Here is a 17,570-nt window from a genome sequence, read left to right as displayed (position 1 = left end):
AATTACAAACTCGATCACCGGATAAAAGGATGGTGACGTTGTCTCTCACTCTGAGTGACTCGCCTGAAAAAGCTTCAACAATGTTCGATCGACTATGGTGCTGAACGTCACAACGTTCAGCACCATCTGACTCGCTCACTTCCTCTCGCGGTTCACCACTCCCTTCCTGTTTGAGAGGAAGCGTTGGATTGCCCTCGCTATCCGCAGTTGTCGAAGCAGATCCGGGCTGATTGTCAGCCCTGTCATTTCAGGATTTATTTCCACCAATACTCGACCTGAACACCTACGTTGGAGCCTTGCAGGTCTGTACCAAACGCACCGGTATCAGACAACGCCGACCCCGGAGATTGCAAGCTGGCGGCGCGTTGCGCAGCCTTGTTCCAGGTAGCATAGGTGTAATACAGACGAAATTCCGGCCTGTCCCAGAATCCCGGACCCTTCGGTGACCAGGTAGGCGCGATGGTGTACTTAGTGAGTTTTCGGGTACCGTCTGCAGCTTCAACCTGGTCGCGCCCAACTTCGGTGATCAACTTGAACTGGTCCGTGAACGCATAAATTGGCCGAACACCAATGGATAACCAGTTCTGATCATCACCATCAGGGCGCGTGTCTTTTTGATAGACCAATTCAACTTGACCACTAAAAGCATGAGTCATTTGCCAGTCGAAAAACTCCACGAGCCGCCAGCTCTTGTTGCTCTCATCCAACGTGGTATCACCGGTGTAGCCCAATGCGGTGCCCGGCCCTCGGCCGTATTGAACAGCGAACTTGTTGACTCCGCCAAGAAACGCGACCTGCTTGTGCTGGGCAACCACCGACCAGCCCTGATGAGCATTCTCGCGGCTCGGCTTGTCCAGATAACTGACGCCCAGTTGAACCTCGCCACCGGGATTTGTGTTGAATCCGCTGACGGTCACATCATGACGGGTAACAAAATCCTTTTGGAAGACGTTGTCCTTGCGTGAGAACACGTAGCTGTATTTCAGATCTCCCAATGCGACCTGGTCGAACCCAAAGCCTGTTGAGCTTTGGTTCCAGTAGAAGTAGTCGGAAATATTGATGTCGTTTCGGTTGTAGTAACGACGGCCCGCCCAGAAAGAACCGCCATTCAATGCCGGCATCTTGCTCCACTCAGCGTAGAGCTGACTCATCCGCGTATAGCCGTGCTCCCCGTCAAATTTTGGTTCATGGCCATACTCGTTATAAAACTGTGCCATGCCTTCCACGCTGACCACCGAGCCGTCGTCCAGTGAAAGCAGATCCTGGCGCAAATCCAGCTCCAGATATTGCTCACATTCGTTGCCAAGGCGGTATTTGGATTGCGCGCCCGGTAGCTGAAAACACGACTGTTTCCCTCCTTGAGTCGAATCTCCAACTCCGGTTCTGAAATAACCACTGAAGTCTGTTGAATACGCGTCAACGGGCAAAAAGCCGACAGCAAAGGACGCACCCAGAACTGCGCTGAGAGTTTTAACGTTCATTCATAACACCTTTTGTTTGTTATATTTATTGGACAAGGCCGATAACACGAACAGCACGCTTTTGATTCGGATACGCGACTAACTCCACGCACCGGTTTCCGACAGGGAAATACCAAGTTAAATCGAATAAAAAAGGCACTGCATTACCTGAACCAAAAGCATGCGAAAAATCCAGGCAGTGCAAAGTGACCACGACGAGCTAACGATAAGGCATTAGTCCCGTCCAATCTTATGAGGCTCTACCCCCGATGACGTCCTCGGAAGAAATCTATAAGACCCTGCGTCGAGGAATCATCAGCCGGTTGCGCGTCATAGCGAGTCAGGAGGCTATGCACGCTGTTACTTAGCTCCTTGCCCAGTTCCACGCCCCATTGATCAAACGAATTGACTCCCCAAATTACGCCCTGGACAAAGACCTTGTGCTCATAAAGGGCGATCAGCGCACCAAGGCTATGTGGATTGATGATCTCAAGAGCAACTGTATTGCTTGGCCGGTTACCGGGGATCACTTTATGCGGTGCCAGTCGTTCAATCTCACTGGATGAAAGGCCTTTGGCTTTTAGCTCTGCCTCAGCTTCACTGCGGGTTTTGCCCCACATCAGCGCTTGGCTTTGAGACAAGCAATTGGCGTACAGCCATTCCTGATGATCAGCCACTGGATTGTGGCTGACCACAGGCACAATGAAGTCAGCTGGAATCAGAGAAGTTCCCTGATGCAGCAACTGGTGGTAAGCGTGCTGTCCGTTACACCCCACGCCGCCCCAGATTACTGGGCCCGTGCTGCAGGACACTGACGTGCCGTCATGACGAACACTTTTGCCATTTGACTCCATGTCCATCTGCTGCAGATGCTTCACGAAGTTGCGCAGGTAATGGTCATAGGGCAAGAAAGCATAACTTTGCGCACCCCAAAAGTTGTGATACCAAACGCCGAGTACCGCTAAAAGAACAGGAAGGTTCTGTTCCAATGGTTCGTTCAGGAAATGCTGATCCATCGCGTACGCGCCGGATAGCAGCTCCTTGAAGTTAGCAATACCAATGGCCAGAGCAATCGGTAGGCCAATTGCAGACCATAGTGAGTAACGGCCACCGACCCAGTCCCACATAGGAAAAATGTTTGCTTCACGGATGCCGAAATCCAGCGCCGCTTGGCGATTACTGGTCACAGCAATGAAATGGCGATATAGCTTCTCCTCCGTCCCGCCCTTAGCCAAGTACCAGCTACGAGAAGCTTGTGCATTCTTCAAGGTTTCAAGAGTACTGAAGGTTTTGCTGGAGATGATGAACAGCGTTGTTTCTACGTTCAGTCCGGCTGTAACCTCTCGGAATTCACTGCCGTCGATGTTAGCTAGATAATGGCACCGCACTCCATGCCGAGCAAAAGGCGCCAATGCCTCAGAGACAAGCTCCGGGCCCAGAAATGAGCCACCAATACCAATGTTTACGACATCGGTGATGACCTTGTCGTTGTAACCACGCCACAGATGGTTATGGATACGACTCACAACGTCAGTCATTTGCGCCAGGGCTCCATGCACATCGCGCATCAAGTTGCGACCATCGACCATCAAAGCGTCACCCACTGGTCGCCGCAGCGCGGTATGCAGCACGGGACGCCCCTCGGAGCCGTTGATTTTCTCTCCACTGAACATGGCATGCGCTGCCTGTTCCACGCCTGCCTCGCGAGCAAGGTTTACAAGCAATGAACGCGTCTCGTGAGTGATCAGGTTTTTGGAGTAATCCAAAAAAAGCCCGCAGCCCGCCAAGGAAAACTCTTGAAAGCGTTTACTGTCATCTCGAAAGGCATCGCGCATACTAAAATTTTTCATGCTCTCCCGATGGTCGAGCAGATTGCGCCATGCCGGCAGTGCAGTTGCATCATTCGTTTTGTTGTAGTTATTCATGCCCAGCCCCTCTTCGCCAATACGGCTTGTGCCGTCTAAATCGACTCTTGTCTTGCCATTCAAATTTAAGCATTTCGTAATTCTGCGAACGCAGAAGCGCCTTCACAGGAATAAGCTCTGCTTTTTGCAGTTACAACCAATTACCTGAAGAAAACAAAACCGAACGCGGGGCACTCAAGCAGAAAACACTGAAAACATACATATACGTGCACGACAAATGGAAACCAGGTGCTAGTCGTTTAGTTTCAAAGTTATCCAGGCGGCGAGACGTGAACAAGAGTCAAGTAATTCACGTCTGCACCGCTAGATCCTCAGGACGAAATCCTGATTACAGTCATTTGGGAGCGCCGCATGAATCTCGCTGAATTAAAGAGGGTTTCAATCTAATAGTCTGACGTCTACCCTCAGGTTGCTTGATACGCTTCAATAAAAGCTTCACAGCCTGGGCTCCGAGTTCCTCGAGAGGTTGCGCTACAACTGTCAATCTTGGGCTAAAAGCATCCGCCCAGTCGAAATCGTCAAAGCCAACCAACGCGATATCCTTTGGCACCTCAAGCCCCGCTTCACGAAGGGCCTGCATTGCACCAATGGTCATCAAGTTGTTTGCAGTCATTATTGCGGTGGGCGGGTGCTCTAGCGATAGCAAATGGCGAGTGGCTTCCATTGCCGGCGCAATCGCCGATTCACCACAGCAAACCAATTGATCTTCGTACTCAATTCCAGCGTCAGCTAAAGCCGCACGGTAGCCGTCAATTCGCTCATGAGAAGAAGACTGGGTCAATCGTCCGGATACCATCCCGATACGCCGATGACCCAGCTTAATCAAATGTGCAATCAACTCTTGAGAGGAGTGCTTATTCTCTACCCCCACCTGATCAAAAGACGTCGAGAGAAGTCGATCGATGAGAACCGTGGGTATCTTGTTGGCTTTTAAGTAATTAAATACTCGATTTTCTGGATCATATTCCGAAGCGAGTACAATCCCGTCAACACGTCGCTCATGCAGTGCCTTGACCGCTTTGAGTTCCTGTTCCGGATCTCTTTGCGTATTGACCAATATCATCATCAATCCGCTTTTCGCGCATGCCGCTTCGATGGCACGTACTGTTTCACTGAAGTAATAGTTTGAAAGCGTAGCAATCGCCACGCCGATAGCACCCGAACCCGAAGAGGAGCGAGCCAGAGACCGAGCGAGTGAGTTTCGAATATAGCCTACGGACTCTACAGCCTGATTCACACTACGGACGGTGTCAGGATGTACTTTACGAGTACCGTTGAGTACATGAGATACCGTAGACATTGATACGTTCGCGGCTCTCGCGACATCGCTCATCTTTGCGCCCACTGTGCATCACTCCTTTCTCACGTGATTTGATGGATAGCGCTGAACTCATGTCCAGTTGCTACCTATTGTAAAGCTCACGGCGAGAAAATGCGTCGATGGCTCTCGGAATTGATGCCGGGGCGAGCCCGCAATTTCGTGAAAGACCCAGCGAGATGCGCAGCGCATCTGAAGTCTGTGAATCGAGATGGTGGAATCCGCTATGCAGCATAGCCGGGCACTCCTTTTTATTATCGTAGCGATCATCCTGCGAACCAATTGATGGACGCAGCAGCGCTTGTTGAAAAAAGCATAGCCGAGACGAAAGCGCTTGCGCAAGCGCTTTTCTAACATCCTTTTCATGTGCTCTTTGATCGGGGCTTCCCTAGGGGATGGACGTTGAAGTGCTTTTTGGAGAATTCCTCGAACGAAAAGGAAAGCGCTTGCGCAAGCGCTTTCCTTTCGACTATGTTGCTCAAACAAGAACACCGATGAGAGGTTTCAACTGCCTCTCAAATCGGTAGATAAGGAGTTAACAGCTATGCTGAGCACTGGATCTGAAAGCCCTCCTCCTGCCCTATTGGAAATGCATTCCATCTCGAAGTCATTCAATGGGGTGCGCGTCCTGCATGATATTGACCTCAGTATTTTCCCTGGACAAATCCACGCGCTAATGGGCGAAAACGGCGCCGGAAAATCCACTCTGATGAAAATACTATCGGGGGCCTATGTCGCCGACAGTGGCACTATACGAATCGACGGATGTGATATTCGAAACTATGGCGTGAACGATGCGAAGCGCCATGGCATATCCGTCATCTATCAAGAGCTCAGCTTGTGCGCAAATATGAGCGTGGTGGAGAACATCTACCTGGGTAGAGAGATTCGTCGATGTGGAGTTATAAACCGCAAGGCAATGACCGAAGGCGCGCTCGTAGTACTAAAGCGACTTGGCGTCACATTTGATCCGCACGCACTGGTCGGCACCTTGTCGATTGCGGACCAACAACTTGTTGAAATCGCGCGTGCAATTCATGCCGATACGCGAATCCTGGTGATGGACGAGCCTACAACGCCGCTATCCACAAAAGAGACCGAAAGTCTTTTTACATTGATTCGGCAGCTACGTGATGATGGCGTCGCGATCATCTATATCAGCCATCGAATGGCCGAGATATACGCATTGTCCGATTGTGTTTCGGTGCTCCGGGACGGTCGTTACGTTGGTTCGCTGGATCGCGTCACGCTGTCAGCTGAAACCCTGGTCCGGATGATGGTTGGCCGCGATGTTTCCGGCTTCTACGCCCATGAGCGTTCTTTGTGCTCTTACGAGCAACCGATACTACGTGTTCGCAATCTTACAGATGACTTCAAAATTCAGGATTGCAGTTTCGATCTGTATGCCGGCGAAATTCTCGGGATTGCAGGACTGGTGGGTTCTGGAAGAACCGAACTTGCCCGATTAATCGCAGGCGTCGATGCGTACTCAGGCGGAAAGATTGAGATGGACGGCGAAGTTGTAGTCATACGCTCTCCTCGCGATGCAGGTAACGCAGGCATCGTCTATCTGACAGAAGACCGCAAAGCACTGGGCCTTTTTCTCGACATGAGTGTCCACGACAATATCAATGTATGTGTTGTGGGAAGTGATGCTCGATTTGCGGGGTTTGTGGACCGAACGGCCGGAACTGGACGTACCGAACAAGCAATCCAGGCACTCAATATCAAAGCGTCTTCAGATATCAATGTTGGAGCACTGTCCGGAGGCAACCAGCAAAAAGTTTTGTTGGCTCGTCTGCTGGAGATGAAGCCCAGGGTATTGTTCCTCGACGAGCCTACATCGGGTGTCGACATTGGGGCTAAATCAGAAATATATAAAATCATCAATGCATTAGCAGCATCCGGCGTTTGCGTAGTGATAATTTCAAGTGAACTACCAGAGATCGTTGGAATTGCCGACCGTGTACTGGTCATGTGTGAAGGTAAACTTGTCACCGAACTCGGTGGCCATAGCGGTCTTGATATCACACCTGAAGCCATTATCGCGTTTGCCACAGGCAGCGACAGGTTGACTCTAGCCAACGGAGACTTAGTCCAATGACTTCCCCACTGCAAAGCAAAGTAGCAAGTGACCTCACCACGCCTGGTGTACGAAGCATCGCCGGAGCTTCCACCCAGGATAAAATGCGCCAACTGATGAGAGTGGCGGGCATGCTGCCCGTACTATTACTCCTTTGTGTGGGCTTTGGCCTGATGAGCGAGAGCTTTTTCTCGGTTCAGAATTTCTCGATCATCAGTCAGCAAGCCTCTATCAATGTGGTATTGGCGTCAGGTCTGACTTTCGTGATTTTGACAGGTGGAATCGACCTTTCGGTTGGTTCGATTCTGGCTGTTTCCGCAGTAGTGGCGCTATTGGTATCGCAAGTTCCGGGTTTTGCTCCCCTGGCCATCGCTGCGGGGCTTGGAGTCGGACTGCTGCTAGGGCTCGTCAATGGTGTATTGGTCGCGTTTGGAAAGCTACCGGCATTTATCGTCACGCTAGGCGGTTTGACTGCGATGCGTGGAATCGCACGCCTCATCGGCGAAGACAAAACGGTTTTCAATCCCGACCTGTCCTTTGCTTACATTGGAAACGATACGTTGTTCGGGGTGCCATGGCTGGTTGTAATCGCGGTAGTCGTGGTTACTCTTTCGTGGGTTATTCTTCGACGTACGGTGTTAGGCGTACAGATTTACGCAGTGGGCGGTAATCCTGAGGCCGCACGGTTGTCGGGAATCAAAGTCTGGAAAGTCCTGTTATTTACTTATGCCCTGTCCGGTTTGTTGGCGGGCGTGGGGGCCATCATGACTTCCGCTCGACTGATGGCTGCTAATGGACTGCAAATGGGACAGTCTTATGAACTCGACGCTATCGCCGCCGTTATTCTGGGAGGCACGCGCTTTACAGGAGGCGTCGGCACTATCGTCGGTACGCTAATTGGCGCCCTGATTATCGCTACACTTTCCAATGGCCTGATATTGCTGGGAGTTTCGGATATCTGGCAATACATTATCAAAGGTGTTGTCATCATCGGCGCGGTAGCCCTCGATCGCTTTCGGCAGTCAGGTGCACGAACCTGAATCATATATAACCCCCACACCCCAATAACAAGAGACAGTGCTCATGAAAAAAATAATATTTACCGCTGTTTGTACACTACTGGCATTTAGCAGCGCTCAAGCGCGAGAGTTGAAATCCGTCGGGATAACTGTTGGCTCGCTGGGTAATCCTTACTTTGTAGCGATGGTAGATGGCGCCAAAGCCGAGGCACTGCATATCAATCCCGCCGCAAAATTTATCTCAGTGTCGGCAGATTACGATTTGAATAAGCAGTTCACTCAAATCGATAACTTCATTTCTTCAGGCGTAGACTTGATTCTTGTCAACGCCGTCGACCCTGTCGCAATCGCGCCTGCGATTGCGAAAGCAAGGAAGGCAGGCATAGTGGTTGTGGGCGTAGATGTCATGGTGCAAGGTGCCAACGCCACGGTACAGACCGATAACGTCGAAGCCGGCAGGATTGTATGTCAGTACATCTCTGAGAAGCTGGGTGGCAAGGGTAACGTTATTATCCAGAATGGTACGCAGACCTCAGCAGTCTTGGACCGAGTCAATGGCTGTAAGAGTGTTTTCGCGCAGGCACCCGATATCAAAGTACTGTCTGATAATCAGGATGCCAAAGGCTCGCGCGAAGGTGGCTACAGCGTGATGCAAGGCGACTTGACTCGCTTTGCAAAAGTCGACGCGGTGTTCGCGATCAATGACCCCCAGGCCATAGGCGCAGACCTGGCAGCAAAACAACTCAAGCGCAAAGGCATCATTATCGCATCGGTGGATGGAGCTCCCGATATAGAGACTGCGCTCAAAAGCGATACACAGATCCAGGCATCCGCCTCTCAATCCCCTTGGGGCCAGGCACAACAGGCCGTAACGATGGGTTATGACCTGTTGAATGACAAATCTTTGGAAAGCACAACGGTACTGCTTCAACCTTCACTGGTAACACGAGCCAACGTCATGGAGTACAAAGGCTGGCAAGCTGACCACTGACCAATTGACCACTGAGCGATTGAGTCAAATGACATAGGGGTCCCACCTCTTTAATGCGGGGAATGGCTGCTGCGAGTTGCTCGCAGCGGCCGAACGGCATGAAAATCCCTAGAGGGGCGAACCTACGGGAAACCTGAGCGACGGCTGCTGAGAAGAGATTTGGCATGTTTACCAAAACAAACACAATAGTAAGTACAGAGCTACTTAACTACGTTAAGGCCCTGTCTGGGAATCGAATTGTCGTTGCGCTAGCGGGGCCGCCTGGTGCCGGTAAGTCCACCGTCTCTCAGGCCTTGGTAGAGGCTCTTAATAGCGTTATGCCGGGGAGCGCAGCTGTTATTCCCGGAGATGGCTTTCATTACGATGATGCGGTTCTTGGATCCTTGAACCTTTTAGATCGTAAGGGCTCACCTGATACATTCGATGTGGGTGGCTTCAGGAGTCTGCTGCTACGGCTTCGTGCGAACAACGAACCAGCGGTTGCCGTTCCGGTATTCGATCGAATCCTGGAGATATCCCGTGCTGCAGGACAATTGATTTCCTCTGACGTGAAATATCTCATCGTGGAAGGAAACTACCTTCTATTAGACCTCGCCCCATGGTCGTCCTTAAGAGACTGTTTTGACGCCACCATAATGCTGCAGGCTGACCGCAAAACCCTGGAAGCGCGCCTGCTTGATCGATGGCGATCATTGGGTTTCGATGAGTCTACTTCCTATGAAAAAGTTCATCGCAACGACCTTCCGAATGCCGACATTGTGATTTCGGCCAGCAATATCGCTGACTTCACGATCACAAATTAAGATCCCACTTCCTCTCTTTTGAGAAAGAATCACGCCGTTAACCAAGCGCTTTGCTTGGCTAGCTTTTTAACGCTAACAGGCCTACGAACGCTATTAACAACTTGTAGCGAACCTTTAAAGAGCGAATGACTATGTATCTGGTATGTGGTGAAGCGCTGTTCGATTTTTTCAGTGAAAACGACGTCAACGTTCAAGCTTCAAAAGTGAACTACAAAGCGATTGCCGGTGGTTCGCCGTTCAACGTCGCCGTCGGCTTGCGCCGTCTGGGCATCGACGTGGCGCTGTTCGCCGGGCTGTCCAGCGACTACCTCGGCCGGCGTTTACAGCAAGTGCTGCAGGAGGAAGGCGTGCGCCCGGACTACCTGCAGGACTTCGACGCACCGACCACCCTGGCGATGGTCGCCGTCGGTGCCGACGGCTCGCCGCATTACAGCTTCCGAGGCGAAGGTTGTGCCGATCGCCAGCTGTTGCCGGGGCATTTACCTGAATTAGGCGCTGAGGTGCGTGGGTTGCATATCGGCTCGTTCTCGCTGGTGGTGCAGCCGATTGCCGACACCCTGCTGGCCCTGGTCCGCCGGGAAAGCGGCAAACGCCTGATCAGCCTCGACCCCAACGTGCGACTCAACCCGCAACCGAATATCGAACTGTGGCGCGAACGCATCAACACTCTGGTCGAGCATGCCGACCTGATCAAGGTCAGCGACGAGGACCTGAACCTGCTCTACCCCGAGCGTGATCCGCAGAGCGTGATCCATGGCTGGCTGGAACACCGCTGCCAGCTGGTATTCCTCACCCGTGGCGGCCAGGGAGCAACGGTATTCAGCCGCCGCCATGGCAGTTGGTCGGCGCCGGCCTGCGCGGTGGTGATGGCTGATACCGTGGGCGCCGGCGACACCTTCCAAGCGGCATTAATCGCCTGGCTGACCGAACAGCAGCTGGATTCAGTGGAGGGTTTGCAGCGCTTGAGTCGCGAACAGATCGACGCGATGCTCACCTTCGCCGTCAGCGCCGCCGCCCTGACCTGCGGCAAGACCGGGCCGGACTTGCCTTATCGGCATCAGTTGGATTGATATCTGGTCGGGATCTGTATCGCGGGCATTGCAGTTTTCGCGAGCAAGTCGGCCCCAACCACCGCCGCTTGACTTGGGCTGTGGCGAAGGCTGACTGTTGCGGGCGCTGGCTGAACGGACAAAACAAACGCCCCGAACAAGTCGGAGCGTTTGTTGGGCTGGCCTTCAGTGCGTTTTCACACAGTCTGCGAAGGTCCTGATTTCAACTTCTACATACTTCAATGGAAGTCTATAGAAAAATAATTGGAGCGGGAAACGAGACTCGCCGTCCGTCGACTGGTTTACGCCAGGGTCTATGAAACAGCAGACACAGAAAACGAAACCAGAGATTCATAGGGATACCGATGGTGAGAAAACTATGTAAGCGAACGCGGTGCCTGCTTGGAATTGGGAGCGGAGATCGGGTGCAATTTCTCATCGAACTCATCAAGTGAGACGAATGAAAGCCCTTGCAGTGTGTCCAGCGAACGCAGGTGCTGTCGATACATCGCCAACTGAGTGACACGTGCTTCCTGAGAAATGTACGGTACGTGATAGGCAACAAAGGTCGGAAGCACTGTCATTCCGGTATAGGCCAACGTTCCACGCAGGATGGGCCGGAGCATGTCGTTGAGTTCACCGTGCACACCGCCGCTTACCAACATGTGTGGTTGACCGCCGACAGTGATGGCGAGCATGGCCTTCTTGCCAACCAGGCCGCCCTGATCGTAAAAGCGCTTTGCGCCATAGCAGACGCCAGATACCAATACTCGGTCTATCCAGCCTTTCATGATTGCCGGCATCGAGAACCAATAGATTGGGAAGTTGAAGATCACCAGATCGGCCTCCAGCAACTTGTCCAGCTCCTTCTGGATGTCCGGTGCCAGTGTGCGTTGCGAGCAATTGTGACGCTGCTCCAAGGCGTACGTCAGGTATTCGGAATTGACGCGGCTGCCAAAATCAGCCGCGCTGGCGATCGGATTCCAGCTCATGGCATACAGGTCAGACACTTCGACAGAGTGCCCCTGCTCCCGTAGTTCTTCGACAGCCAGATCTTTCATGGCCGCATTGAACGATTGCGGCTCGTTGTGCGCGTGGATAATGAGGATGTGCATTGGACAGCTCTCCATTGGGTTGGCCATCCAATCAGCCGGTGATGTCTTTACCGAAGATTGCGCGCGCGATGACTAGCTTCTGAATCTCATTGGTTCCCTCATAGATTTCGGCGATCTTGCAATCGCGATAGATCTCTTCGACACGGTAGTGCGAACCATCCGCCGCGAGCTCGCGCATAAAGCCGTAGCCACCAAAGATCTGTACCGCGTCGCGGGCGAATTCACCGGCAAGGTTGGTGCCGTACCATTTGGCCATCGCGGCCTCGGGCTCCGGAAAAGCGAGCCCTTCGTCCATGCGCAACGCCGCCTTGAGATACAGGTTGCGGGCGTTCTCGATTTCAGTGGCGCGCTCGGCCATCTTGAACTGCCAGTGTTGGAACTGCGCGATGGCTTTGCCAAACGCCCGGCGCGTCTTGAGCCGCGCGATACTGTGATCAAACAATGCCTGAGCCATGCCGGTCCCGCTGGCGGCAATCCCTATGCGTCCGAATGTCAGCGTTTGCAAGGCTATCTTGAGACCTTCACCGGGCTGGCCAACAACGTTCGTCATGGGCACTTTGACGTTGTCGAAGTAGATGTCCGCCGTCAGTTGGCCATGGTTGCCCATTTTCTTGTCGGGTTCGCCAACACGTACACCTGGCCAATTCAACTCGACCACCAACTCGGTCATGCGCGCGCCATCGACACAGAGCAGTACAACAAAGTCGGCAACTGGGGCGTTGGAAATGAAACGCTTGCGGCCGTTGACGATGTAACCATCTTCGGTGCGCGTAGCATGGGTGCCCATGGCCTCAACGCTCAAGTCGGTACTGGCATCTGGCTCGGTAGTCGCGAAACTCCCTATCTTGTCGCCGCTGAGCAAAGGCTTGAGATAGCGTTGCTTGATCGAGTCCGCCCCGTGGTTCAGCGCATTACCCGCGAGAATGCAGTGCACGTCCACGATGGCGGCCACCGAGTTCGAATGGTAGGCCAGCTCCTCGATCATCACGGCAGTGGCTGCGGTGGGGTATTTGAGCCCTCGCCCACCCACATCGGTGGCAAAGGGAATGCCGAATAAACCGGCCTTGGCCATTTTGGCGAACAAGTCACGCGGGAACGCTGCAACGGACTCCTCTGTGTGGCCAATGGCGTAGGCCACCGGGGCGACATGTTCGTCGGCGAAGCAACGAATCTCCTGGCGGATAGCCAGGATTTCCTGCGGGGTATCCAGGTCGTGATACAGGCGATCCTGGTGACGCGCAACAGTCGCATTGACCGAAGTATTGGCAAGATGGGTCATGGTTATCTCTTCTGTAGCCTGGGGAAGCAACGTGGTGTGAACGGTATGGAAACTGATGGAATGACGTAATAGGCAAAAACGACGGTAAATATGCGAATATCGCCATCCATGCCAAAAAAGGTTCCGCCATGACCACCGTTGCGATTCTGGGTTTTGACGACTCCTATGCCTCCGTTGTGGGAGGTTTTGCTGACATGCTTCAGGTTGCCAACGCGCACATGTCAAAACAGGGGATGCCACCGTCAGGTCTGTTTGAATGGCATTTCATATCGCAGAATGGCCGGCCTGTGCGCGCGAGCAATGGCCTCGAGCTTGGCATGCGGGCGCTGCCGAAGAACCAGCATTATGATTTGGTCTTTATTCCCAGCCTGCATTATCGCGGCTGGCAGCATTTCCAGGGCTTTCTGGAAAAACAGGGAGCTGTGCGTGACTGGCTGGTTAGCCAATGGCGAAATGGTGCATGGCTCTGTGCCAATTGCACGGGTACCTTCCTGCTTGCTGAGACGGGCTTGCTCGACAACAAAGTGGCGACGACCACTTGGTGGCTGGAGGGGCATTTCCGCAGCAGATTCCCGAAGGTTGATCTGCAAATGCGTCCAGTGGTGACTGAATCTGAACGTCTAGTGTGTGGCGGCGCACATGCCACATTTCTATTACAAGCGGTTCATGTGCTTAACAAATTCGCGGGAGAGGCCATCGCCAGGCAATGCGCCCGCAGCATGCTGATCGATTTGACCCAAACGACGCAGACACCTTTCCAGCCGCTTATTGCCGACAAGACCCACAATGATCCCTTGATTCAACGCGCCCAAAAGTGGCTTCAGGATCACTTGGCGGAACAGGTGCGCATGACAGACCTGGCGCAGAAGTTGGCCGTCAGCGAACGTACATTGATACGCCGCTTCAATAAGGTGCTTGAGCAGTCACCGCTCACTTATCTGCAGAACCTACGCGTTGATACGGCGCGAGCTTTACTGGAGGCTGGCGATCTGAGTACCGAGCGAATCGCTCACTATGTCGGTTACAGTGATATCAGCTCGTTTGCACGCCTGTTTCGTGAGCGCGTTGGATTCACTCCGGGGGCTTATCGAGCCAGGTTTCAGTTACCCATGGAGGACTGAGCAAGCCCTGCCGCCAGCAGATCGCCTGACCCATTCGCTACAAACCGCTACCCTCGCCTACCGTGCTGGCGAGGACGAAGGGTATGTGGTTTGCGCGCTGCTACACGATTTGGGCGACACCTTGGGCACCTATAATCACGCCGACATCGCGGCGGCCATCCTCAAGCCCTTCGTCAGTGAGCAGAATCACTGGATAATCGAAAAGCACGGGATATTCCAGGGCAACGTTTGCTGACGGGATCGAAAGCATGCTGGTAGTCCTTGAGCCTGAGGACTCGCTGGGTGACGTGGATCCGCACACAGTGCGAGCACAGATGATCGACATGCCTGCCCATGCGATTTGCACAGTCGTCAGGATTTCGGCATCGACATGAAACTACCGGGGCAACTAACGGCCGTGGTGGCCCGACCGCCGGTATTCGGTGCCAAAATTTCCTCTTTAGATGACAGCGCTACACGCGCCATCACCGGTGCCGATATGCCGGAATTTTCGATTCGTGTCGTGCCAAGCGCCGAGCCCCCCACAGGGATGGGTGAACCCGGCCTGCCACCGTTGGCCCCCGCCTTTGCAAATGCGGTCGCACGTCTCACGGGTAAGCCAGTGCGTGAGCTGCCCTTCAAGCTGACGTGACAGGTCCGGGGGACTGGCAGTCTAGAGCCCTAATCAGCCAGAGGCCAGTCCATTTGGAAAAGCCTTTGGCAATAGGATCGCGATTAACGAGCCCGGATATACGGGCTGGCACCCCTTTCGTTAACAACCTTCTCTAGCCATTTTGCCGGTACATAGCGATACCGCAGGATGAGTGGCGAAGAGTCACCGGCACCACTGCGCCTCACAGGGTATTCCATCGTTGTCGCCATCCATTTTCATTCCGGGACAATTTTGCAGAAAGTTTTTGGCTTCTGCGCATGAGGTCATCTGTGAGCAATATTTGCGTCCATCACATTTGATTGGAGTCGAAACAGGCTTCGGCGCAGTCGCGACTGTAGAGACTGTAGAGCCCCCTTTTTGATTCGATAGCTGGGCCGCAGCCCAAGACTGTAATTCGGGGGAAAGTTTCCAAGCCAACAGACCAACAACAAGCACAACCAAAATCAGTTTCATTTTGATCCATCCCTGATGAGAGAGCATTTGCATTCTCACGCCGCCTGCTTTCCAGCGTAACCCACAAATCCACACACAGCCTGTCCAGGGTTTGTAGCCTGCCGGAGAATATGTCCTGACTAGACTCGCTCATCCTGCAGCCCTGCCATACTGTTCAGCATGACCCGTGCAACCTTCCGCTTCTACGAGGAGCTCAACGATTTCCTGCCGGCCGAGCGACGGCGGCAGTCCTTCACTTGCGAGTGCGCGCAAGGGGCGACGGTCAAGCATATGATCGAGGCGCTCGGGATACCGCACACCGAGGTCGAGCTGGTGCTGCTCAACGGCGAGTCGGTGGGTTTCGAGCGGGTGATCTTCGACAGCGACCGGCTGGCGGTGTATCCCAAGTTCGAAGCGCTGGACATCAGCCCGCTGCTCAAGGTTCGTGCGCAACCTTTACGGGTGCTGCGCTTCGTTGCTGATGCGCACCTTGGCGGGCTGGCCAGCCTGCTGCGCATGAGCGGCTTCGACACCCTCTACGACAATGGCTTCGAGGATGGCGAGATCGCCGAAATCGCTGCGCAGCAAGGACGCATTGTGCTAACCCGCGACCGCGAACTGCTCAAGCGGCGGATCATCAGCCACGGCTGTTACGTGCATGCCCTGAAACCGTCGCTGCAACTGCGCGAATTGTACGAGCGCCTCGACCTGGCGCATAGCGCGCGGCCATTCAGCCTGTGCCTTCATTGCAACTTGCCGCTGCACGAGATCAGCCCGGAACTGGCCCGGTCGCAGGTGCCGCCACGCATTGGCGCCCTCTATTCGCACTTCTTGCGCTGCGATGCCTGCCAACGGGTTTACTGGGAGGGTTCGCACTGGCGCGGCATGTGTGCACTGCTGGCACCTTTGCTGGACCGATAGCCGAACGCCCCATTTGAAACCTTGAAGACGAGGCCGTCGTGATCATGCCTTCGATTTCTACGGACGATCAGTACCGATAAGTTGCCTGTACTGAAATCCCGTTCGCACTATTGTCGTAACTGGCACTGTATTCCGGTTGCAGGCCGGAGTTGTTCGACTGTTTTACCGAGACTTTGGAGTCCCAGAGATAGCCATAAGCAAAGTCTATTGTCAGATCGGCATTCGGCGAATAAGCGCCGCCCAAGGTCACGGCCTGGCGATTCCCGACCGGAACGCGCACGCTGCGATCGGCATTTCTGATGGGCGACGGATCATAGGCGTAGCCTGCTCGCAGCAGCCATTGTTGGTTCAATTGATAAGATGCGCCAACTGCGGTGGACCAAGTGTCGTGCCAGTTCATTTCTTCGGTCACACTTCCCAGGCCAGCCGCCTCGCCCACGGGGGAAAGACCGCTGTTGACTGCTTCGACCTTCTGGATACGGCTCCAACGTTTCCAGGTGGTCCCCAGGTATCCCGTCCAGCGACTATTGAAATGATGGGTGATGGAGGTGTCCACCGATTCGGGCATCGTGATGTCTATCTTGTTGTCATACTGTCCGTCCAGCGGGATAACGCTCGGGGAGCCGGAAACTTCAGTATGCCCTTTGAGTTGATAATCTACTTTCGAGTGATAGTTAATCCCCCAACTCGTTGCATCACTCAAGTCAAACAAGATGCCGAGGTTGTAGCCAAGTGCCGTGTCATCGCCTTTGATAGTGACCTGTGTGTCCTGGCCGTTGTTCAGGGCGCCGGTTGCCAAGTCATTCTTAAGCTTTGCATTGAAACGGTTTATGGTCGGTCCGCCACCAATGGACACGTAGTCGTTGATCCGATAGGCGATGGTGGGCTGCAGGGTTATTTCCTTGGTCGTGCTATAGGAGCCATGGTAACGGCCCTGAAAACTGCTCTCATAATCATTGATCAGACCACTCGGCGCATAAAGGCCCAGACCAATCGTAAAACGATCGTCAAGTGGCGTGGACATATAGGCGAAAGGCACGACCCCCAAAGGTACCGAGTCCCCTTTATTCGTTCCCGGGGCACTGCTCTGCGCATCACTGATGTCGTCGCTCACCGAGACGACGGCGGCACCGCCGGAAATCTCGGTACGCTTCAACTTGGTCAAGCCTGCAGGATTTCCAAAGATGGTGCTGGCGTCCAGCGCGGAAGATGACCTTCCCGCATAAGCAGTTCCTGCACTACTGGCGCTTTGTTCGTTCAGGGCAATGCCATTGGCGCCGGCAAATGTAGAGGTACCCAGTAGTGTCATGGCACTGATTAACTTAATCCAGACTGCACACTTTCGCTGAGCAAAGAGACACGGGATTACACGGTTGTTGAGTTTCATTTTCCACCTCTTGAT

14 protein-coding genes and 1 pseudogene are annotated in these 17,570 nt (G+C 53.5%); 8 read left to right on the top strand and 7 right to left on the bottom strand.

Translation table 11 applies throughout. The features are described 5' to 3' along the window. Positions 1-254 precede the first annotated feature (254 nt). The 3 genes from ACZ9BB_RS06720 to ACZ9BB_RS06710 all read right to left on the bottom strand — a co-directional run bounded on the left by ACZ9BB_RS06720 (position 255) and on the right by ACZ9BB_RS06710 (position 4,730). Positions 255-1,481, bottom strand: a complete 1,227-nt coding sequence (locus ACZ9BB_RS06720; RefSeq protein ID WP_134104550.1) for a carbohydrate porin — start codon at positions 1,479-1,481, stop codon at positions 255-257. Between the two features lie 239 nt (positions 1,482-1,720). Continuing rightward, positions 1,721-3,385 (bottom strand): glucose-6-phosphate isomerase, encoded by a 1,665-nt coding sequence (gene pgi / locus ACZ9BB_RS06715; RefSeq protein ID WP_476213076.1) that lies wholly within the window; start codon positions 3,383-3,385, stop codon positions 1,721-1,723. A gap of 334 nt (positions 3,386-3,719) precedes the next feature. Next, the gene (locus tag ACZ9BB_RS06710; RefSeq protein ID WP_008006387.1) at positions 3,720-4,730 is read right to left on the bottom strand and encodes a LacI family DNA-binding transcriptional regulator; all 1,011 of its coding nucleotides are present in this window, start codon (positions 4,728-4,730) and stop codon (positions 3,720-3,722) included. A 517-nt stretch (positions 4,731-5,247) separates the two neighbouring features. On the opposite strand from ACZ9BB_RS06710, the gene ACZ9BB_RS06705 reads away from it, so the two are divergent. The 5 genes from ACZ9BB_RS06705 to ACZ9BB_RS06685 all read left to right on the top strand — a co-directional run bounded on the left by ACZ9BB_RS06705 (position 5,248) and on the right by ACZ9BB_RS06685 (position 10,669). Beyond that, positions 5,248-6,807, top strand: a complete 1,560-nt coding sequence (locus tag ACZ9BB_RS06705; RefSeq protein ID WP_476213075.1) for a sugar ABC transporter ATP-binding protein — start codon at positions 5,248-5,250, stop codon at positions 6,805-6,807. Next, a complete protein-coding gene (locus ACZ9BB_RS06700; RefSeq protein WP_476213074.1) occupies positions 6,804-7,826 on the top strand; it encodes an ABC transporter permease subunit in 1,023 nt (340 codons plus the stop codon). Before ACZ9BB_RS06705 ends, ACZ9BB_RS06700 begins: the two co-directional genes overlap by 4 nt. 43 nt (positions 7,827-7,869) lie before the next feature. Further along, the gene (locus ACZ9BB_RS06695) at positions 7,870-8,796 is read left to right on the top strand and encodes an ABC transporter substrate-binding protein (RefSeq protein WP_476213073.1); all 927 of its coding nucleotides are present in this window, start codon (positions 7,870-7,872) and stop codon (positions 8,794-8,796) included. Positions 8,797-8,960: 164 nt separating this feature from the next. Next, complete coding sequence (locus ACZ9BB_RS06690; protein ID WP_476213072.1) at positions 8,961-9,599, top strand: nucleoside/nucleotide kinase family protein; 639 nt, start codon at positions 8,961-8,963, stop codon at positions 9,597-9,599. Positions 9,600-9,730: 131 nt separating this feature from the next. Further along, positions 9,731-10,669, top strand: coding sequence for a carbohydrate kinase family protein (locus ACZ9BB_RS06685; RefSeq protein WP_476213071.1), 939 nt, complete (start codon positions 9,731-9,733; stop codon positions 10,667-10,669). A gap of 356 nt (positions 10,670-11,025) precedes the next feature. On the opposite strand, the gene ACZ9BB_RS06680 is transcribed toward ACZ9BB_RS06685, so the two are convergent. Further along, on the bottom strand, positions 11,026-11,763 hold the full coding sequence (locus tag ACZ9BB_RS06680; protein WP_476213070.1) for an NAD(P)H-dependent oxidoreductase: 738 nt from the start codon (positions 11,761-11,763) through the stop codon (positions 11,026-11,028). A gap of 31 nt (positions 11,764-11,794) precedes the next feature. Then, positions 11,795-13,042: an acyl-CoA dehydrogenase family protein gene (locus tag ACZ9BB_RS06675; protein ID WP_476213069.1), complete on the bottom strand. Its 1,248-nt coding sequence runs from the start codon at positions 13,040-13,042 to the stop codon at positions 11,795-11,797. A 128-nt stretch (positions 13,043-13,170) separates the two neighbouring features. Between ACZ9BB_RS06675 and ACZ9BB_RS06670 the strand changes: the two genes are divergently transcribed. Both ACZ9BB_RS06670 and ACZ9BB_RS06665 read left to right on the top strand, forming a co-directional pair. Then, positions 13,171-14,163 carry a GlxA family transcriptional regulator gene (locus tag ACZ9BB_RS06670; RefSeq protein WP_476213068.1) on the top strand — a complete coding sequence of 331 codons (993 nt, stop codon included), beginning with the start codon at positions 13,171-13,173 and terminating at the stop codon, positions 14,161-14,163. A gap of 13 nt (positions 14,164-14,176) precedes the next feature. Next, a pseudogene (locus ACZ9BB_RS06665) lies at positions 14,177-14,386 on the top strand (HD domain-containing protein); the annotation flags it as partial. Positions 14,387-14,977: 591 nt separating this feature from the next. On the opposite strand, the gene ACZ9BB_RS06660 reads toward ACZ9BB_RS06665, so the two are convergent. Next, the gene (locus ACZ9BB_RS06660; protein WP_476213067.1) at positions 14,978-15,268 is read right to left on the bottom strand and encodes an excalibur calcium-binding domain-containing protein; all 291 of its coding nucleotides are present in this window, start codon (positions 15,266-15,268) and stop codon (positions 14,978-14,980) included. A gap of 159 nt (positions 15,269-15,427) precedes the next feature. Between ACZ9BB_RS06660 and ACZ9BB_RS06655 the strand changes: the two genes are divergently transcribed. Further along, positions 15,428-16,168 carry a Mut7-C RNAse domain-containing protein gene (locus tag ACZ9BB_RS06655; protein WP_476213066.1) on the top strand — a complete coding sequence of 247 codons (741 nt, stop codon included), beginning with the start codon at positions 15,428-15,430 and terminating at the stop codon, positions 16,166-16,168. Between the two features lie 67 nt (positions 16,169-16,235). On the opposite strand, the gene ACZ9BB_RS06650 is transcribed toward ACZ9BB_RS06655, so the two are convergent. Next, complete coding sequence (locus ACZ9BB_RS06650; RefSeq protein WP_476213065.1) at positions 16,236-17,555, bottom strand: outer membrane protein transport protein; 1,320 nt, start codon at positions 17,553-17,555, stop codon at positions 16,236-16,238. Between the last annotated feature and the right edge of the window lie 15 nt (positions 17,556-17,570).

The organism is Pseudomonas sp. TE3552 (genome assembly GCF_056278945.1).
This window is presented reverse-complemented; position numbering and strand designations above follow the sequence as displayed.